Here is an 18834-nt window from a genome sequence, read left to right as displayed (position 1 = left end):
GCGTCCCGCCTCGTCAGCTCGCCAGCGCCGCGTAGGCGGCGGCGAGGTCCGCCGGGTCGGGGCCCTCGAGCCGGCCGGGGTTGCCGAGCCCGTCGAGCACGACGAAGCGCAGCAGCGCGCCCCGCGACTTCTTGTCCAGGCGCATGGTGTCGACGAGCTCGTCGAACGCGTCGGCGGGGTAGGTCGTCGGGAGCTCGACCGCCCGCAGGGTGGCGGCGTGCCGGTCGGCGGTGGCGTCGTCGAGGCGCCCGGCGCGCCGGGCCAGCTCGGCGGCGAACACCAGGCCCACCGACACCGCCTCGCCGTGGCGCCACCGGTAGCGCTCGCGGCGCTCGACGGCGTGGCCCAGGGTGTGCCCGTAGTTGAGGATCTCGCGCAGGTGCGACTCGCGCAGGTCGGTGGCCACGACGTCGGCCTTGACCCGGATGGAGCGCACCACGAGCTCGCCGAGCGCGTCGCCGGCCGGGTCCAGCGCGGCGGCCGGGTCGGCCTCGACGAGCTCGAGGATCGCGGGGTCGGCGATGAACCCCGTCTTGATCACCTCGGCCATCCCGGCGGCGAGCTCGGGGCGGATGACGGTGGTGAGGCTGTCGAGGTCGGCCACCACGGCGGCGGGCTCGTGGAACGCGCCGACCAGATTCTTGCCGGCGGCGGTGTTGATGCCGGTCTTGCCGCCGACCGCGGCGTCGACCATCGCCAGCAGCGTCGTCGGCACGTGGACCACGCGGACGCCGCGCATCCAGCACGCGGCGACGAAGCCGACGAGGTCGGTCGCCGCTCCCCCGCCGACGGCCACGAGTGCGTCGGAGCGGGTGACGCCGAGGCGCCCGAGCTCCTCCCAGCAGCGCCCGGCGGTGGCGAGGTCCTTGCCGTCCTCGCTCTCGGGCAGGGCGAGGAGGTGGACGCGGGTGCCCTGCGCCTCGAGGGCCTCCTGGACCGCGCCGGCGGTCCCGGCGACGGCGGGCTGGTGGCAGACGACGACGGTCGCGGTGCCGGCGAGCGTCTCGGCGACCGCGCCGGTCACCCCGCGGCCGACGACCACGTCGTACGGGGCGGCGGTCGCGACGTGGATGTGCTGCTCGGTGGCGCTACCCGCGGGCACGGTCGGCCTCCGGCGTGAGGGCGGCGAGCACGGCGTCGACGACGGCGTCGGGCTCGAGGTCGTCGGTGGCGATCTCGTGGCGGGCGACGGCACGGTAGACCGGCAGGCGCTCCTGCAGCAGCGCCGAGAAGGTGGCGCGCGGGTTGACGCCGGCGAGCAGCGGGCGCGCCGTCGACAGGCCGACCCGGCGCACGCCGGCGGCGAGCCCGACCGCGAGGAAGACCACGGGGTGGCCCTCGAGGTCGGCGCGCACGCCCTCGGTCATCGGGGCGCCGCCGCCGAGGGCGAGGACGCCGTCGTGCTCGACCAGCGCGGTCGCGACCGCCTCGCGCTCCATCGCCCGGAACGCGGGCTCGCCGTCGGTGAGGAAGATGTCGCTGATCGCCCGGCCCTCGCGGGCCTCGATGATCGAGTCGCTGTCGGTGAAGGGCACGCCGAGGCGGGCCGCCAGCCGCTCCCCCACCGTCGACTTCCCGGCACCGGGCGGCCCGACGAGGACCACGACGGGGCTCACGGCTCGCTCCGCAGCAGGTGCGGGTCGATGGCGCCTCGGTAGGCCTCGAGGTTCCGGGTGGTCTCGCGCAGCGAGTCGCCGCCGAACTTCTCCAGGGCGGCGTCGGCGAGCACGAGCGCGACCAGGGCCTCGGCGACGACCCCGGCCGCGGGCACCGCGCACACGTCGGAACGCTGGTGGTGGGCGGTGGCGGCCTCGCCGGTGGCGGTGTCGACCGTGGCCAGCGCGCGGGGCACGGTCGAGATCGGCTTCATGGCCACGCGGGCGCGCAGCGGCTCGCCGTTGGTCATGCCGCCCTCGATGCCGCCGGCGCGGTTGGAGGCGCGGCTGATGCCGGGCGCGGCGAGGTGCATCTCGTCGTGGGCCTGCGAGCCCCGGCGGCGGGCGGTGGTGAACCCGTCGCCGATCTCGACGCCCTTCATCGCCTGGATGCCCATGAGGGCGCCGGCCAGGCGGGCGTCGAGGCGCCGGTCGGCCTGGACGTAGGAGCCGAGCCCCACAGGCAGGCCGTGGGCGACGACCTCGACCACGCCGCCCAGGGTGTCGCCGTCCTCCTTGGCGGCGTCGACCTCCGCCACCATCGCCGCGGTCGAGGCCTCGTCGACCGCGCGCACCGGCGAGGCGTCGATGCGCTCGCCGTCGCCCGGCAGCGGGATCGCGCCGGGCGTCGCGTCGGCGGTGCCGAGGCTGACCACGTGCGAGAGCACCTCGACCCCGAGCGCCTGGGCGAGGAACGCCTTGGCGACCGCACCGAGCGCGACCTTGGCCGCCGTCTCGCGGGCGCTGGCGCGCTCGAGCACCGGGCGGGCCTCGTCGAAGGCGAACTTGGTCATGCCGGCGAGGTCGGCGTGTCCCGGGCGAGGACGGGTCAGCGGCGCGTTGCGGGCGCGCCCCTCGATCAGACCGGGGTCGACGGGGTCGGCCGACATGACCGTCTCCCACTTGGGCCACTCGGAGTTCGCGATCCGGATCGCCACCGGGCTGCCGAGCGTCACACCGTGGCGCAGGCCGCCGGAGATCTCGATCTCGTCGGCCTCGAACGCCATCCGCGCGCCGCGCCCGTAGCCCAGGCGCCGCCGCGCGAGCTCCGCCGACACCTCCTTCGAGCTCACCGACACGCCCGCGACCATGCCCTCGAGCACCGCCGTGAGCGCCGCCCCGTGCGACTCGCCTGCCGTCAACCACCGCAACACGGGCCCATCGTTCCACGACGCCGCGATCACGGTGTCCACCCGGCGGTCAGGCTCACGGTGAGCACGACCCAGGCCGCGAGCAGCAGCGGAGGACCGAACGGGACGCGGTGCGCGCGGCGTGCCGACGCCAGGACCAGGACCCCCACCGCGGCCAGCACGACCGCGACCACCGGGGCCGTCGGCGACGCCGCCGCGAGGGGCGCGCCGAGCGCCGGGGCGAGCTTGACGTCACCGGCGCCGAGAGCGCCCGGGACGGCGAGGTGCACGGCCGCGAAGGCCCCGCCGAGCAGGAGCGCGCCGGCCGCGCCCGTCGCCGTCGACGCGGGTCCGAGCGGGAGCAGGCCGAGGAGCGAGACGCCGGCGGCGGGCCCAGTGAGGACGTCGGGCAGGCGGTGCGCGGCGAGGTCGACCGCGCTCCCGGCCACCGCCAGCGCGCCGAGCACCAGCCAGGACGGGAGCCACGCGGCGGGGACGGCCCCGGCCCCGACGAGGGCGGCCGCCACCGCCCACAGCGCCGCGAGCGCCCCGCTGCACCGCCACCACGCGACCAGCGCGCCACGCCGCATCCCCGCCAGCGCCGCCCGGACCCCGACGCCGCCCAGGGCTCCCGCCCCACCGCCGCCGACCGCGGCCACCAGCACTGTCGTCATGGATCCGAGCCTGCGCGCGACCCGTCCGCGCGGTCACGCGCTGCTCCGTTCGCCTGTGGACGCATCCGGTGGATGGGAACTGCGCTTCGCACCCGTGCGGTGCTCCGGCGCGCTTGGCCCGCCGTCCCGATCCCTCGCGGGTCGCGCCGGCCGGCGGGCGTTCTCGACCTCACGACCCCTGCGTGGGTCCCGGACCGACCTCGGACGAGCTATGCTCAAGATCGCATCGAGAACGACGCCGAGCGTCGCCGACGGAACGGCCGACCGTGAGCGGCCTCGTCCGCCGTCAGCACTGAACCGGCGCCGGCTCGGGTCGCTCCGACGGGCGGAGGTTCTCGACCTGCCTACCCGCGCGTGGGTCCGGGACCGACCACAGACGAGCTATGCTCAAGATCGCATCGAGAACGACGCCGAGCGTCGCCGACGAGACGGCCGACCGTGAGCGGCCTCGTCCGCCAGCACTGACCGGCGCCAGCTCGAGTCGCTCCGACGGGCGTTCTCGGCCTCCCCGATCCGCATGGGCTCCGGGACCGACCCCGGACGAGCTACGCCCAAGATCGCACCGAGAACGACGTCGAGCCTCGCCGACGGAACGGCCGACCGTGAGCGGCCTCGTCCGCCAGCACTGAACAAGCGCAGGCTCGGGTCGCTCCGACGGGCGGAGGTTCTCGACCTCCCGATCGCTGCGTGCTCCGGAACCCGACCAGGACGAGCCAACCCAAGATCGCATCGAGACCGACGTCGAGGTGATCCGCTGTGCCAGGCAATTCCTCGTGCCGTCGCAAACGACCGACGAGCGTGATCGCGGCGGGAGCGACGACGACCGCGGGGGCGGCGGCGAGCCCCACGCCCCCGGTGAAGGGTCGCCCCACGACGACGAGCAGGTCGGCGCCAGCGACTGGCATCGCGAGCTGCGCAGCGGGGCGAGCGGTCGGAGGGGGTCGGCACCCGCAGCGGCTCGTGCCTTAAGTCCAGCGCTCGCGACCGGCACGCGGGGCGTCACGCGGGACCGGCGCGGACGACGCCGGCGGTCGAGAGGGACCTCGTCAGCGGCGAGCACGAGCCGGCACCGGCTCGCGGCTGCGCGCTCGGCCGTCGGTCTCGACGAGATCATGGACAGAGGTCCCGCGCGGCGACACCGGCACCGCCTGCCGAGCGTCGGTCCGGCGTCGTCCGCGTTCGTCGGTCTCGACGAGATCATGGGTATAGGTCCCGCGCGGAGCGGAGACACCGGCACCGTCCTCGCTCGTCGATCTCGCCGCGATCACCGGCTCAGGTCATGGACGACGGGCAGACGCCGACGCGGGTCGCGGCGTGTCCGTCTCGACGCGATCATGGGCATAGGTCCCCGACGAATACACCGGCACCCGCCCCGAGGCATCGGCCCAGCACGTCCGCGTGCGTCGATCTCGACGCGATCACGGGCATAGGTCGCCGGCAGCCCGCACCGGGGCAGCTCCCCGACCTCGCCCCTCAGGCCGGTAGCGGCAGCAGCGCCAGGTCCGCCGTCGCGCCGAGGGCCTCGTGCATCGCCTCCCGCGGCGCCGGGAGGCCGGTGAACTGCTCGACCTGCCCGAAGGCCTGGTGCAACAGCATGTCCAGGCCCGTGGCCACCGACAGGCCGCGCACGGCGGCCGCGGCGGCCAGGGGCGTGGGCCAGGGGTGGTAGACCGCGTCGAGGACCACCGCCCACTCCGGGAGCGCCGCCACGATCCAGGTCGCGAGGTCGGCGTCGATGCTCCCGGCGGGCGTGGTGTTGACCAGCGCCTTGGCCCGCGACAGGTCGGCGGGCTCGAGGTCGGGCCACGTCACCGCGCGGCGCATGAACCCGTGCGCGCGGGCCACCTCCAACGTCCCGGCGGCCCGGACCTCGTCGCGCACGACGAGCGTGACCGCCTCCGAGCCCACCTCGTAGACGCCGCCCAGCGCCGCCGACGCCGTCGCCCCGCTGCCCAGCACCACGACGTCGGCCGTCCCCGCGGCGATCGACGGGACCGGGCGCACCCCGGCGGCGCGCAGGGCGCCGGCGACGCCGTCGACGTCGGTGCAGTCCGCCGCCCAGCCGCCCTCGCGGCGCACGAGCGTGTTCGCGACCCCGACGCGCGACGCGCGCGCCGAGACGACGGTCGCCGTCTCCAGCGCCGCCCGCTTGCCCGGCATCGTCACCGACAGCCCCGCCCACGACGCGTCGAGCCCGCGCACGAAGGCCGGCAGGTCCTCGGCGGTGCACTCGATCGCCTCGTAGGTCCAGCCGTCGAGCCCGAGCGCCGCGTACGCCGCGCGGTGCAGCACCGGCGAGCGCGAGTGGGCCACCGGCGAGCCGAGGACCGCCGCGCGCACCTAGTAGACCCCGCGTGCCTGGGCCAGGCGCCGGTTGGCGTCGTGCTCCTCGGGCGTGACGGCGAAGCACGAGATGCCGTCGGTCTGGCACTTCACGAAGTACACCCACGGCCCCGGCGTCGGTGCCAGGGCCGCCCGCAGCGCCTCGGGGCTGACCGCGCCGATGGGGGTCGGGGTCAACCCGAGGTTGAGGTACGTGTTGTACGGGCCGGGGCGGGCGCGGTCGTACGGGCTGGTCAGGAGGGTCTGACGGTCGAGCGGGTAGTTCACCGTCGAGTCGAACTGGAGGCGCATCGGCACCGCGAGCCGGTTGACGATGACCCGCGTGACCTTAGCGAAATCGGCGGGCACACCCTCGCGCTCGGCCAGCGACGCGACGATCAGCGCGTCGTACGGGGTCACCCCCGCGGCCTCGGCGTCCGCCACCAGCCCGCCGGCCTCCAATCGCGGCGCGGATGCCTGCACGACGGCGGTGAGCGCCTCGCGCGCCCCGGTGCCCGGCGCGATGTCGTAGGTGCCCGGGGCGAGCAGGCCCTCGAGGCGCCGGGTCGGCTCGGCGCGCCGCACGCCCTCGAGCGCCCAGGTCGGCACCCCGAGCTCGGCGGGGTCGGTCTCGGCCATCGCCGCGCGCAGGTCGTCGACGCTCGCGCACCGCTCCGCGCCCGCGTCGTCGACGGTGCACGTGGCGCGCGAGATCGCCGACAGCACGCCGGGCACGGTCGAGGTGCCTGCACCCACGGTGTCGTCGAGCTGGGTGCCGCTGCGGATCTCCAGGCGCCCGACGCGGCTGGCGGGGTCGAGCAGGGCGTCGACGGCGCCGGCCGCGGACATCTGGCGGCGCAGCTCGTAGAAGCCGGGCTGGATGCCGCGCCCGTTCGGGTCCTCCTCGGCGGCGTCGCCGAACGCCCGCGACGACGCGACCACCCCCGCGCTGACGAGCTCCTCACCGATCGCGCGGGTGGACGACCCGTCGGCGACCTCGACGACGACCCGGCCCGTCCCCGGCCCCTCGTAGTCGGGCGGGAAGAGCAGCGGCAGCAGGTCGCGGGCGAAGAACACCCCGCCCACCAGCGCGAGCACGAGGACCCCGGCCACCGCCGGCCACAGCCACCGGCGCCGCGGGCGGCGGTCCTCCGGCACGGCCTCGGTCTCGGGATCCCGGCGCTGCGCCTCCGCGACGTCGTCCTCCGGCTCGTCGTCGCCCAGGAGCCATCCCGCGTCGGCCGCGTCGCCCTCGGCGCCCTCGCGCCGGTCGGCACGGTCCGCTCGGTCCGCACGGTCGGCACGGTCGGGGCCGCCGATGCCGATACCGCCGGCGCCGCTCGCCGTCGCCGTGGTCTCGGTGTCGGCGTCGTCGCCGGGGAACGACCGCCGCCAGTCCGCCGCGTCGTACCGGTCGGTCTCGGCGTCGGGGTGCAGGCCCGGCCGCGGCGAGGGGTGCTGCTGGTGCTGCTGCTGGGGATGCTGCTGCGGGTGCGGCTGATGGCCGGCCACCCGGCGGACCCGGGGCCGGGCGGGCGCGGGCGACATCCGCACCAGCCGGCGCTCGGGGTGGGTCGCGCGGCCGTCGGGCCGGCCGGGTCGGCCGGGCCCGCCGTGACGTCCGGTCACGAGTCCTCCGGGCGGCCGGGCGCACGGTGCGCCCGACGGGCGTCGAGGTGACCCTGCAGGATGCCGACGGCGGCGGCCTGGTCGATCACGCGACGCTGCTTGCGGCCCTTGACGCCCCGGTCCGAGAGCGTGCGGGTGGCGCTCACGGTGGTCAGCCGCTCGTCGGAGAGCACGACGGGCACCGCGCGGTCGCCCAGACGGCGCGTGAGGGCCTCGGCGTACTCCCGCGCGGTCTGCGCGGCCGGGCCGTCGCGACCGGCGAGCGTCCGGGGAAGCCCCACGACCACCTCGACCACCTCGTGCTCGTCGACGAGCGCCACGAGCCGGTCCAGGTCGGTGCCGGCTCCGTCGTGATCGAGGGTAACGAGCGGTGTCGCGAGGACTCCGCCGGGATCGGACAGCGCGACGCCCACGCGCACGCTGCCGACGTCCACCCCGAGACGCCGACCGCTCACCGATCCGTCAGCCGCCAGCGCGGGCCACCTCCGCGCGCAGGGCCGCGATGGCGTCGTCGACACCGGCGACCCCGCTGCCGCCGCCCTGGGCCAGGTCCGGCTTGCCGCCGCCCCGTCCGTTGACCGCGGGGGCGAAGGCCTTGACCAGGTCGCCGGCGGCGAGGCCGCGCTCGCGGGCGCCCTCGGTGGTGGCGACGACGAACGACACCTTGTCCCCGTCGGGGGCGAAGAGGGCCACGACGGCGGGCCGGCCCTGCATCCGCCCGCGGACGTCGCCGGCGAGCGAGCGCAGGTCCCCGCCGCCGACGCCCTCGGGCGTGCGGGCGGCGACGAGCGCGATGCCGCCGACGTCCTCGGCGCCGTCGACGAGCGAGCCGGCCGAGGACAGCACCTCGCGGGCCCGGATGGTCTCGAGCTCCTTCTCGGCGGCGCGCAGCCGGTCCACCACCCCGGCGATGCGGTCGGGCAGCTCGTCGGGCTGGGCCCGGAACTGCTCGGCGAGCTGGTTGACCAGCACGTGCTCGCGGGCCAGGAACCGGAAGGCGTCGATGCCGACGAGGGCCTCGACGCGCCGCACGCCCGAGCCGATCGAGCCCTCGCCGAGGAGCTTGACCAGGCCGAGCTGCCCGGTGCGGCCGACGTGGGTGCCGCCGCAGAGCTCGCGGGAGTAGTCGCCGATGTCGACGATCCGCACCTCGTCGCCGTAACGCTCGCCGAACAGGGCGATGGCGCCGAGCCGGCGGGCCTCGTCCATCGACGTGACGTACGGTCGCACCTCGTCGTCGCCGAGCAGCACCGAGTTGACCTCGTCCTCGACGTCGGAGAGCACCGACGCCGGCACGGCCCCGCCGGGCGAGGTGAAGTCGAACCGCAGCCGGCCCGGGGCGTTGAGCGACCCGGCCTGCGCGGCGGCGTCACCGAGCGCGCGGCGCATGCCGGCGTGCACGAGGTGGGTGGCGGTGTGCGAGCGCGAGATGGCGTGCCGGCGCTCGATGTCCACCTCGGGGTGCACGGCGGCGTCGCGGACGGCCTCGCCGTGGGTCACCCGGCCGCGGTGGGTCTCCAGGCCCGGCACGGGCGTCTGGACGTCGTCGACCTCGACGACGAACCCGTCGCCGACGATGCGCCCGGTGTCGGCCTGCTGCCCGCCGCCCTCGGCGTAGAACGGGGTGCGGTCCAGCAGCACCTCGACGCGGCTGCCCTCGCCGGCGGTGTACACCGACTCGCCGTCGACGATCAGCCCGACGATCGTGGCGTCGGCGTGCAGCAGCTCGTAGCCGAGGAACCGCGTCAGGCCGGCGCGCTCGAGGACCTCGCGGTAGGCGTGGGCGTCGGCCCCGCCCTGCTTGCGGGCGGCGGCGTCGGCCTTGGCCCGGGCCCGCTGCTCGTCCATCAGCGCGCGGAAGGCGCCCTCGTCGACCTGGAGCCCCTGCTCGGCGGCCATCTCCAGGGTGAGGTCGATGGGGAAGCCGTAGGTGTCGTGCAGGGCGAACGCGCTGGCGCCGGCGATCGTGGTGCCGCCGCCCGAGCGCGTCTCGGCCACGGCGGTGTCGAAGAGCTTCGAGCCCGTGGCGAGCGTGGCGAGGAAGGTCTCCTCCTCGGCCCGCACGACGGCGGCGATGCGCTCGTGGGCGGTGACCAGCTCGGGGTAGGACGGGCCCATCGCGTCGCGGACGACCCCGACGAGGTCGACGAGCACCGGCTCGGTGCACCCGAGGATCCGGGCGTTGCGGACCACCCGGCGCAGCAGGCGCCGCAGCACGTAGCCGCGGCCCTCGTTGCCCGGCGTCACGCCGTCGCCGACGACCATGGCGGCGGTGCGCACGTGGTCGGCGATGACGCGGAAGCGCACGTCGTCGGCCTCGGACACGCCGTAGCGACGACCGGTGAGCTCCTGGGTGCGGTCGATGACCGGGCGCAGCAGGTCGGTCTCGTAGACGTTGTCGACGCCCTGGAGCAGGAACGCGACGCGCTCGACGCCGAGGCCGGTGTCGATGTTCTTCTGCGGCAGCTCGCCCACCGGCGCGGCCCCGTACTTGGGGCTCTCGGCGCCGCGGACGTCCTGCATGAAGACGAGGTTCCAGATCTCCAGGTAGCGGTCCTCGTCGGCGACCGGCCCGCCCTCGACCCCGTACTCGGGGCCGCGGTCGTAGTAGATCTCCGAGCACGGCCCGCCGGGGCCCGGGACGCCCATGTCCCAGTAGTTGTCGCGGCCGTCGCGGCGCTGGATGCGCTCGATCGGCAGGCCGGCGACCTCCTGCCACAGGCGCTCGGCCTCGTCGTCGTTCTCGTAGACGGTGACCCAGATGCGCTCGGGGTCGAAGCCGAAGCCGCCGTCGTCGAGGCTCCCGGTGACCAGCGACCACGCGTGCCGGATCGCGCCTTCCTTGAAGTAGTCGCCGAAGGAGAAGTTGCCCGCCATCTGGAAGAACGTGTTGTGGCGGGTGGTGTGGCCGACGTTCTCGATGTCGCCGGTGCGCACGCACTTCTGGATCGACGTGGCCGTGGCGTACGGGGCCGGGGCGTCGCCGAGGAAGTACGGCTTGAACTGGACCATCCCCGCGTTGACGAACAGCAGGGTGGGGTCGTCGAGGATCAGCGACGCGCTGGGGACGGGGGTGTGACCGGCGTTCTCGAAGTGGGCGAGGAAACGTCGGCGGATTTCGTGGGTCTGCACGGTCGTCCTGCTCTGGAGCGGAAACGGGTGGGACGCAGAACGCGGGGACGTGTCCCCCTCGGCCCTCAGCGGGCGTGCGAGGCTCCCCGCCGGGGCGCTCGCGCATGACGGGCCGACGTCGGCGGTTCGGGCCGCACGGGGATCTCGGTCGTGTCCTCCACCATCGCGTACAGCTCCTCGGCACGCTCGTTCATTCCGGCGCGCACCTCCGCGCCGAACGCGCCGAGCCCCGCGCCGAGCTCGCGCAGACCCTCGCCGAGGCTCGTGCCGATGCCCGCCGGCGTGGCCTTCTGGGTCATCTCGTTGACCTTGCGGGTGGCCGTGACGCCGACCGCGACGCCGACGCCGACCCAGAAGAGACGCTTCATGCGCGCACGCTCCGCTTCGACTTGCTCTTCGCCGGCGGCCCGTTCTTGAGCTTGCGGGCCTGCTGGGCCTTGCGCAGCCCGTAGGACAGCGCCGCCACCTTCACCAGCGGGCCGCCCAGCGTCGCCGTGAACAGCGTCGTGAGCGCCTTGGTGTTGGCCGCGACGGCCTGGGCGCTGGCGGTGACGCCGTCGACGCGCTCGAGCTGGGTGTTCACCGAGGTGAGCGTGACGTTCGCGTCCGAGAGCAGCGGCTCGGTGCCCTCGTGGGCCTTGCGGATCGCGATCGTCGCCTCGTCCAGCGTCCGCCCGAGCTTGAGCAGCGGGATGGCGAGCAGCACCACCAGGATCACGAACGCCACCGCCGCGATGATCGCCGCGATCTGGCCGACCGACACGGTCTCCTCCTCGGTGCTGGGTGCGTGGCAGGTCCCCGGTCCGGCGCCCGCCCACACCCCCCGTGAGGGGTACCGCGGACGCCACCTGGCGCAGGTGGCGGCAGGCTACCGTGCGGGCCCGGGGCCCTCGCCCACCCGGCGGGTCGCGCAGATCAACAGTGCGGCAGGCCCAGTCCACCGCGGTACGCCGGCGCGAGGTAGACCTCGGAGATGTAGCCGACGCGCCCGTCCGGGGCCAGCGCGCCGAGCCACACCTCGGAGACCGCGGCGTTGGGGTTCTGGCCGATGCTGGTCGAGGTGAGGTCGGCGTTGGTGATGACCTCGCCCGTGAGCTGGCAGACGGCCTCGAAGGTGGCGCCGCTCCACACGTCGGTGCCGGGGATCTTGCAGCCGGGCTGGCGCGCGCAGTACGCGACGGGCCGCGCCGACAGGTACGACGGCGTGCGGTCCTCGACGAGCTCGCCCGGGCCGATCGCGACCCGGTTCTGGACGAGGACGGTGCGCGGCTCCGGCGGGGCGGGCTCGGCGAGGACGAGCACGAGCGCCGTCGCGAGGCCCGCCACGAGCGCGACGAGCAGGACGAAGACCGCGATCTCCACCCGGCGCCGGGTCGACCGGCGGGCGGGCTCCGGCGGCGTCGCCGGGGTCGGGACGGGCGCCGACGGCATGGGGGCGTCGGGCGCCGGCTCGGGGTCGCGCAGCCGGGCGTGCCGCGCCCGCCACGCCGCCACCTCGTCGGGGTCGAGGCCGACGGCCGCGAGCACGTCGGTGACGAGGTCGGCGTTCGGCAGCCCCGGCCCGCGCGTCGCGGCCGCGATGGTCGACTTGCCCCAACCCGAGAGCTCCTCGGCACGCCGGAAGGACACGTCGCGCGCGCAGGACGTCGCGGAAGTCCGTGCAGAACCGCGTGGGCGAGTCGCCGCTGCCGCCCGTGCCCCCCGCGCTGCCGCCCGTGCCGGCCCCCGCTCCGCGGCCCGCCGTCGGCCCGCCCGCGGTCTCCCCGTCCGTCATGTCCCCCCGGTCCCCGTGTCCCCCCGGACCCGCCGAGATCATCCGTCACGGGCACATCCCCTGCACAGCCGCCGTCCGGACGCTGTCCGGGACGCGGCCGGACGGTCCAGGACGCGTCCTCCGAAACCCTCGCGCCGTTGGCCACGAAGACTGGGTGGTGTCGCGGGCGGCCGGGGGGCGCGCCCGCGACACCCTCAGCCCTGGGTGCCGCGCACGACCTCGCGCAGCCGCGCCAGCCGCGTCGCCCGGTCCCGCTCGTCGCCGCGCCCGCCCGGCCGGTAGTAGTCGCGCCCGACCAGCTCGTCCGGCGGGTACTGCTGCGCGACCACCCCGGCCCGGTCGTCGTGGGGGTAGACGTAGCCGACGGCGTTGCCCTGCGCCTGGGCGCCCGCGTAGTGCCCGTCGCGCAGGTGCGGGGGCACGGGCCCGGCCGCGCCCCGGCGCACGTCGGCCATCGCCTCGTCGATCGCGGTGATCACGGCGTTCGACTTCGGCGCGGTGGCGAGGTGGATGGTGACCTGCGCGAGGTTGATGCGCGCCTCGGGCAGCCCGATCAGCGCGACGGCCTGCGCGGCGGCGACCGCGGCGGGCAGGGCGGTGGGGTCGGCGAGCCCGATGTCCTCGCTGGCGTGCACGACGAGGCGCCGGGCGATGAACCGCGGGTCCTCCCCCGCCACGATCATGCGGGCGAGGTAGTGCAGGGCGGCGTCCGGGTCGGAGCCGCGGATCGACTTGATGAACGCCGAGATGACGTCGTAGTGCTGGTCGCCCGCCCGGTCGTAGCGCACGGCGACCTCGTCGACGACCCGCTCGACGTCGGCCAGCGTGATCTCGCCCGTCCCCCCGACGGCGTCGGCGGCGGCCTCGAGGGCGGTCAGCGACCGCCGCCCGTCGCCCGCGGCGAGGCGGACGAGGTGCGCGCGGGCCTCGGGGTCCAGCGTGACCGCGCCGCCGAGCCCGCGCGGGTCGGCGACGGCCCGGTCGAGCAGGGTGCCGACCGCGTCGTCGTCCAGGGCGTGCAGACCGAGGACCAGCGAGCGCGACAGCAGCGGCGCGACGACCGAGAAGCTCGGGTTCTCGGTGGTGGCGCCGACGAGCAGCACGACCCGGTCCTCGACGGCCGCGAGCAGCGCGTCCTGCTGGGTGCGCGAGAAGCGGTGGATCTCGTCGATGAACAGCACGGTCCGTCGCGGCTCGGCGGCGGCGAGGCGGCGCCGCGCGACCTCGATGACCCCGCGCACCTCCTTCACCCCCGCGTTGAGCGCGCTCAGCGCCTCGAACGCCCGGCCCGTGGCCTGGGAGATGAGGCGTGCGAGCGTCGTCTTGCCCGTGCCCGGCGGGCCGTGGAGCAGCACCGACGCCGGCGCCGCCCCCTCGACCAGCCGCCGCAGCGGCGCCCCGGGCGCGAGCAGGTGCTGCTGGCCGACGACCTCGTCGAGGCTCGCCGGGCGCATCCGCACCGCCAGCGGGGCGGCCACGCCGCTGGTCGGCGCGGGCCGGTCCTCCACGACGCCCCGCGTGACGGGCCGGTCGGGGTCCGGGCCCGCGGAGGCCGGCGGCGCCGCCGACTCGGCCGCCTCGACCTCGAACAGCCCGTCCTCGCTCATGCCCCGCACGGTAGCGAGGTCAGCCGACGGCCCAGGCGGTCCCGGCGCGCGGGACGACGTCGATCGCGACGCCGTCGCGGGTCGTGAGCCGCCGCGATTGCCCGGGGTCCGGTCCACACAGCAGGACCGGACCGCCGCGCTGCGCGGCGGTGACGGCCACCCGCACGACCGCGTCGGCGAGGGCGAGGCCGTCGGCCGGCGCGGTGTCCACGAGCGGCGTCCCCGGCCGGGCGGCGCGGGCCCGGGCGACGATCTCGTCGACGGAGTGCGCCGGCGGGAGGGCGCCCTGCGGGCCGGACACCGTGTAGCCCCCGGCCCACGGCGCCACCCGCCACCGCCAGGGCCCGAGCGCGCGGGTCAGGGCGGCGGCGAACCGGCGGGGCGCGGCGCGGTCGGGCGGGCCGACCGTGTCCTCCCACGGCGCCCGCACCCGCCCCGACCCGCAGGCACCACACATGATCAGGAGCGCGGGTTCCGGGCGACGAAGTCCTGCGCGATCTCGTCGAACGTCGCCCAGCGCACCCCGTCGTGGCCGTCGATGTGGTCGATCAGCCGCTCCAGGGCCATCAGCACCTGCGGGCGCCCGGAGACGTCGGGGTGGATCGTCATGGTGAAGGCCGCGTAGTCGCACTCGCGGTGGGTCCAGTCGAACTGGTCGCGCCACAGCTGCTCGATGTCGCGCGGGTTGACGAACCCGTGGCTGTTCGGGCTGCCCTTGATGAACATCATCGGCGGCAGGTCGTCGAGGTACCAGTTGGCCGGGATCTCGACGAGGTCGGTCTCCTCGCCGCGCTCGAGCGGCTTCATCCACGACTCGGCGGGCTGGTCGTAGTCGATCGGCGTCCAGGAGTCGCCGACCCGCACGTAGTACGGGGTGACGTCGCGGTGCATCAGCGAGTGGTCGTAGCGGAAGCCGCGGTCGAGCAGGATCTCGTTGGTGACGCGGCTGAACTCCCACCACGGGGCGACGTAGCCGGTCGGGCGGCGGCCGCTGCGGCGCTCGATGAGCTCGGTGCAGTAGTCGAGGATCGTCTCCTCCTGCTCGCGGCTCATGGCCAGCGGGTTCTCGTGGCTGTAGCCGTGCACGCCGATCTCGTGGCCCGCCGCGACGCAGGCGTCGAACTCGCCGGGGAAGGTCTCGACGGAGTGCCCGGGCCAGAAGAACGTCTGGGTCATCCCGCGCCGGCGGAACAGCTCGATCAGCCGGGGGACGCCGACCTCGCCGGCGAACAGCCCGCGCGAGATGTCGTCGGGCGAGTCCTGCCCGCCGTACGAGCCGAGCCAGCCGGCGACGGCGTCCACGTCGACGCCGAAGGCGACGAGGATCTCTTTGGCCACGGGGGTCCTCCCTCAGGTCAGGTGCTCCGCCAGGAGTGCCCCCGGGTCGCCCGGCTCAGCCGCGAGGGCGAGGCCGAGCAGCATCCGTGCCTGCCACGGGCTCATCTCCCCGACCGGGCGCGCGCCGGCCTCGACCAGCGCGGTCCCGCCGGTCGCGTAGCGCGCGGAGACCGGGCCCTCGGCCACCCGGCTCGCGAGCAGCACGGTCACGCCGCCCGCCACGGCCTCGCCCACCGCCGCGACCACGTCCGGCGCCGCGTTGCCGATCCCGACGGCGGCGAGCACGACACCCCGCGCCCCGGCGGCGACGGCGGCGCGCAGCAGGGTGCCGTCGGCGCCGTGGTGGGCGGCGACGACGTCGACGCGCGGCGGGTCGGCGGCCACGAGGGGCAGTGCCGGTCGCCGTACGGGGTGGGACACCCGCCGGACCCGCCCGTCGACGACGCGGTGCACCACGGACCCGTCGAAGGCGCCCGCCGCGAGGGTGTGGCGCTTGGCGACGCCCCGGGCGGCGAACACCTCGCCGTCGAAGCACAGGAGCACCCCGTCGCCGCGGACCTCCGGGTCGGCGGCCACCTCGAGCGCCGCGCGCAGGTTGCCGGGCCCGTCGGCGCCGGGCTCGTCGGCGGCCCGCTGCGCGCCGGTGAGCACGACGGGGCGGCGGTCGTCGAGCAGGAGGTCCAGGCCGTAGGCGCTCTCCTCCATCGTGTCGGTGCCGTGGGTGACGACGACCCCCGCCGCGCCCGCGTCGAGGGCCGCGGTCACCGCCGCGTGCAGGCGGCGCAGGTCGTCCCACCCCATCGCGTAGCTGCCGGCGGTCTCGACGTCGGTGACGGTGATGCTCGCGGAGACGTCGCCGGTGACGCCGGCGTCCGCGAGCAGCGCGCGGCCGTCGCGGGAGGCCCGGCGCGGGGCCGGGAAGCCCGTGCTGGCGATGGTGCCGCCGGTGGCGATGAGGTGGACGGGCGGCGAGTCGGGCGGCGGGACGGGCACGGGGCGGCTCCGCAGGTCGGCGACGGCGAGGACGACTAGGGTCGTTCCCCATGCACGAGATCCTCACCGTGCTCGAGTCCGACGCCCGCGCGACCCCCGAGCGCATCGCGGCGCTCACCGGCATCCCCGAGGACGAGGTGCGCGCGGCCATCGCCGGCTGGGAGGCCGACGGCGTGATCCGCCGGTACAAGACCGTCGTCGACCGCGACCGGCTGGGCGACACCCGCGTGACCGCGTTCGTCGACGTCACCGTCGCGCCCGAGCGGGGCCGGGGGTTCGACGACGTCGCCGAGCGGATCGCCCGCTTCCGCGAGATCCGGGCCGTGCACCTCGTGTCCGGGGCGCAGGACCTGCGGGTCGAGGTGGAGGGGTCCTCGATGAAGGAGGTCGCGGACTTCGTCGCCCAGAAGCTCTCGGGCGTCGACCGCGTCACGGCGACGAGCACCCACTTCCTGCTGCGCCGCTACAAGGACGACGGCCAGCTGCTCATCGACCCCGAGCCGGACCAGCGGCTCTCGGTGATGCCCTGATGTCGCCGCAGAAGCCGCTCTCGCGGGTCGTCGAGGCGATGCCGCCGTCGGGCATCCGGAAGTTCTTCGACCTCGCGCAGACGATGACCGGCGTCATCACCCTCGGCGTCGGCGAGCCGGACTTCCCGACGCCCTGGGGCGTGCGCGAGTCGGCGATCCACGCCCTGACCCGCGGCGCCACGACGTACACCGGCAACTCCGGGCTGCTCGAGCTGCGCGAGCTGATCTGCGCGGACCTCGAGGCCCGCCACGGGCTGACCTACCGCCCGGCCGACGAGTGCCTGGTGACCTCGGGCGTCTCCGAGGGCCTCGACCTCGCGCTGCGCGCGCTGCTCAACCCGGGCGACGAGGTGATCGTCCCCGAGCCGTCGTACGTGGCCTACCAGCCGTGCGTGGCGTTCGCGGGCGGCGTGCCGGTGCCCGTGCCCGCCGACCCCGCGCAGGGCTACCGCCTGGACGCCGAGCGGATCGCGGCGGCGGTGACCCCGCGGACGAAGGCGGTGCTGTTCGGCTCGCCGTCGAACCCGACGGGCGCCGCGCAGTCCGCCGAGGACCTCACCGCCCTGGCCGCGCTGGCGGCCCGCGAGGACTTCTGGCTGGTCAGCGACGAGATCTACGACCGCCTGACCTACACCGGCACCCACACCAGCACCGCCGCGGTCGAGGGCGCCTGGGAGCGGACGGTGCTGCTCAACGGGTTCTCGAAGTCGTACGCGATGACCGGCTGGCGGGTCGGCTACGTGTGCGCGCCGGAGCCGGTGGCGGCGCTCATGCACCGCATCCACCAGTACACGATGCTCTGCGCGCCGCACGTCAGCCAGGTCGCGGCGATCGAGGCGCTCAAGAGCGCGGACCCCGACGTCACCGAGATGGTCGCCGACTACGACCGGCGCCGGCGGCTGTTCGTCAAGGGCCTCGACGAGCTCGGGCTGACCTGCCCCGAGCCGGGCGGGGCGTTCTACGCGTTCCCGTCGATCCGCAGCAGCGGCCTGAGCTCGCAGGACTTCGCCGAGCAGCTGCTCGAGGAGCAGAAGGTGGCCGTGGTGCCCGGCGACGTGTTCGGGCCGTCGGGCGAGGGTCACGTCCGCTGCTCCTACGCCACCGCGCTCCCCCTGCTCGAGCAGGCCCTCGAGCGCATGGGCCGGTTCCTGGAGGCGCGCCGCTGACGGGTACGTGCGTGGTCTCCTGAGCCATAGCTCTGGAGATCACGCACGTGGGGTCGTCAGTTGAGCTTGCGGGTGCCCTCGGGCAGGCCGCCGCCGGCGTAGGCGTCCTCGGCGAGCCGCGCGAGGGCGGTGAGGGCCACGTTCTGGCTCCACGGGCCGAACGAGCAGCGGGCCACGCCCAGCTCGGCCAGCCGCGAGGTGGAGGGCATCCCCGGCACGCCGATGACGTTGACGGTGCGCTCGCCGAGCGCGGCCACCAGCGCCCGGATCGTGTCCTCGTCGAGCTTGCCGGGCACGAAGACGTTCGTGGCGCCGGCCTCGAGGTAGGCGCGCCCGCGCTCGATCGCGTCGTCGAGGACGACCTGCGGGTCGCGGTCGCCGCCGCGCACCCAGGCGTCGGTGCGGGCGTTGAGCGCGAACGGCACACCGGCCTTCTCGGCCGCGGCGACGGCCGCCTCGACGGCCCTGACCGACTCGGACAGCGGCTTGAGCTGGTCCTCGAGGTTCGCGCCGACGATCCCGACGTCGATCGCGCGGGCGATGGTGCCGCCGGGGTCGCCGTAGCCGCCCTCGAGGTCGGCGGTGACGGGCAGCTCGGTCTGCCGGGCGATGAGCCCGACCTCCGCGATCATCTCGTCGCGCGGGATGACCTCGCCGTCGGGGTAGCCGCGCGCGGCCGCGATGCCGTGGCTCGCGGTGGCGAGGGCCGTGGTGCCCGGGGTGTTCGCGACGGTCGTGGCCGTGATCGCGTCCCACACGTTGACCACGACGAGCAGCTCGGGGTCGCTGTGCAGGCGGCGGAGTTCCTGGGCCTTCTCGACGGTGCTCATGGTCGTCCGAACCGCGACGCGGGCGCTCCTTGTTCCTGTGTCCTGGGTCACATA

Annotated in this window: 18 protein-coding genes; 2 read left to right on the top strand and 16 right to left on the bottom strand. The window is 75.6% G+C overall.

What is annotated here, in order from left to right:
- Positions 1–13 precede the first annotated feature (13 nt).
- The 15 genes from aroB to PH190_RS08785 form a co-directional block, all read right to left on the bottom strand.
- Entirely contained in the window at positions 14–1102 is a 1089-nt protein-coding gene (aroB, locus tag PH190_RS08855; RefSeq protein ID WP_274231125.1) for a 3-dehydroquinate synthase, read from the bottom strand.
- The gene (locus PH190_RS08850; protein WP_274231124.1) at positions 1089–1616 is read right to left on the bottom strand and encodes a shikimate kinase; all 528 of its coding nucleotides are present in this window, start codon (positions 1614–1616) and stop codon (positions 1089–1091) included. Before PH190_RS08850 ends, aroB begins: the two co-directional genes overlap by 14 nt.
- Positions 1613–2809, bottom strand: coding sequence for a chorismate synthase (aroC, locus tag PH190_RS08845; protein ID WP_274231123.1), 1197 nt, complete (start codon positions 2807–2809; stop codon positions 1613–1615). Before aroC ends, PH190_RS08850 begins: the two co-directional genes overlap by 4 nt.
- A gap of 26 nt (positions 2810–2835) precedes the next feature.
- A complete protein-coding gene (locus tag PH190_RS08840; protein ID WP_274231122.1) occupies positions 2836–3459 on the bottom strand; it encodes a prepilin peptidase in 624 nt (207 codons plus the stop codon).
- 1473 nt (positions 3460–4932) lie between these two features.
- On the bottom strand, positions 4933–5799 hold the full coding sequence (locus PH190_RS08835; protein WP_274231121.1) for a shikimate dehydrogenase: 867 nt from the start codon (positions 5797–5799) through the stop codon (positions 4933–4935).
- Entirely contained in the window at positions 5800–7410 is a 1611-nt protein-coding gene (locus tag PH190_RS08830) for an endolytic transglycosylase MltG (RefSeq protein ID WP_274231120.1), read from the bottom strand.
- Positions 7407–7865 carry a Holliday junction resolvase RuvX gene (gene ruvX, locus PH190_RS08825; protein ID WP_274231119.1) on the bottom strand — a complete coding sequence of 153 codons (459 nt, stop codon included), beginning with the start codon at positions 7863–7865 and terminating at the stop codon, positions 7407–7409. Before ruvX ends, PH190_RS08830 begins: the two co-directional genes overlap by 4 nt.
- A gap of 7 nt (positions 7866–7872) precedes the next feature.
- Entirely contained in the window at positions 7873–10542 is a 2670-nt protein-coding gene (gene alaS / locus PH190_RS08820; protein WP_274231118.1) for an alanine--tRNA ligase, read from the bottom strand.
- 65 nt (positions 10543–10607) lie between these two features.
- Complete coding sequence (locus tag PH190_RS08815; RefSeq protein WP_274231117.1) at positions 10608–10910, bottom strand: hypothetical protein; 303 nt, start codon at positions 10908–10910, stop codon at positions 10608–10610.
- Positions 10907–11305 carry a DUF948 domain-containing protein gene (locus PH190_RS08810; RefSeq protein ID WP_274231116.1) on the bottom strand — a complete coding sequence of 133 codons (399 nt, stop codon included), beginning with the start codon at positions 11303–11305 and terminating at the stop codon, positions 10907–10909. The genes PH190_RS08815 and PH190_RS08810 overlap by 4 nt, the downstream gene beginning before the upstream one ends.
- A gap of 152 nt (positions 11306–11457) precedes the next feature.
- Entirely contained in the window at positions 11458–12171 is a 714-nt protein-coding gene (locus PH190_RS08805) for a hypothetical protein (protein WP_274231115.1), read from the bottom strand.
- Between the two features lie 339 nt (positions 12172–12510).
- Positions 12511–13923: a replication-associated recombination protein A gene (locus PH190_RS08800; RefSeq protein ID WP_274231114.1), complete on the bottom strand. Its 1413-nt coding sequence runs from the start codon at positions 13921–13923 to the stop codon at positions 12511–12513.
- 19 nt (positions 13924–13942) lie between these two features.
- A complete protein-coding gene (locus PH190_RS08795; protein ID WP_274231113.1) occupies positions 13943–14380 on the bottom strand; it encodes a hypothetical protein in 438 nt (145 codons plus the stop codon).
- Positions 14381–14382: 2 nt separating this feature from the next.
- A complete protein-coding gene (locus PH190_RS08790; protein WP_274231112.1) occupies positions 14383–15261 on the bottom strand; it encodes a polysaccharide deacetylase family protein in 879 nt (292 codons plus the stop codon).
- 12 nt (positions 15262–15273) lie between these two features.
- Complete coding sequence (locus tag PH190_RS08785; RefSeq protein ID WP_274231111.1) at positions 15274–16254, bottom strand: asparaginase domain-containing protein; 981 nt, start codon at positions 16252–16254, stop codon at positions 15274–15276.
- 50 nt (positions 16255–16304) lie between these two features.
- Here PH190_RS08785 and PH190_RS08780 point away from each other — a divergent pair, with 50 nt between their 5' ends.
- Together PH190_RS08780 and PH190_RS08775 are read left to right on the top strand one after the other, a co-directional pair.
- Positions 16305–16784, top strand: a complete 480-nt coding sequence (locus PH190_RS08780) for an Lrp/AsnC family transcriptional regulator (protein WP_274231110.1) — start codon at positions 16305–16307, stop codon at positions 16782–16784.
- A complete protein-coding gene (locus PH190_RS08775) occupies positions 16784–17950 on the top strand; it encodes an aminotransferase class I/II-fold pyridoxal phosphate-dependent enzyme (RefSeq protein ID WP_274231109.1) in 1167 nt (388 codons plus the stop codon). The genes PH190_RS08780 and PH190_RS08775 overlap by 1 nt, the downstream gene beginning before the upstream one ends.
- 56 nt (positions 17951–18006) lie before the next feature.
- Here PH190_RS08775 and PH190_RS08770 read toward each other — a convergent pair whose 3' ends face one another.
- On the bottom strand, positions 18007–18780 hold the full coding sequence (locus PH190_RS08770) for an isocitrate lyase/PEP mutase family protein (RefSeq protein WP_274231108.1): 774 nt from the start codon (positions 18778–18780) through the stop codon (positions 18007–18009).
- Positions 18781–18834 lie beyond the last annotated feature (54 nt).

The organism is Actinomycetospora straminea (assembly GCF_028737255.1).
GTDB classification, from domain to species: Bacteria; Actinomycetota; Actinomycetes; order Mycobacteriales; family Pseudonocardiaceae; genus Actinomycetospora; species Actinomycetospora straminea.
Note: the sequence above shows the minus strand (reverse complement) of the source record. Positions and strands in the feature narration are given on the sequence as shown.

Coding starts and splice junctions, on each gene's coding strand:
- PH190_RS08840 (WP_274231122.1), bottom strand. CDS start 3,459: ATGACGACAGTGCTGGTGGCCGCGGTCGGCGGCGGTGGGGCGGGAGCC.
- PH190_RS08800 (WP_274231114.1), bottom strand. CDS start 13,923: ATGAGCGAGGACGGGCTGTTCGAGGTCGAGGCGGCCGAGTCGGCGGCG.
- PH190_RS08815 (WP_274231117.1), bottom strand. CDS start 10,910: ATGAAGCGTCTCTTCTGGGTCGGCGTCGGCGTCGCGGTCGGCGTCACG.
- PH190_RS08795 (WP_274231113.1), bottom strand. CDS start 14,380: ATGTGTGGTGCCTGCGGGTCGGGGCGGGTGCGGGCGCCGTGGGAGGAC.
- PH190_RS08775 (WP_274231109.1), top strand. CDS start 16,784: ATGTCGCCGCAGAAGCCGCTCTCGCGGGTCGTCGAGGCGATGCCGCCG.
- PH190_RS08770 (WP_274231108.1), bottom strand. CDS start 18,780: ATGAGCACCGTCGAGAAGGCCCAGGAACTCCGCCGCCTGCACAGCGAC.
- PH190_RS08780 (WP_274231110.1), top strand. CDS start 16,305: ATGCACGAGATCCTCACCGTGCTCGAGTCCGACGCCCGCGCGACCCCC.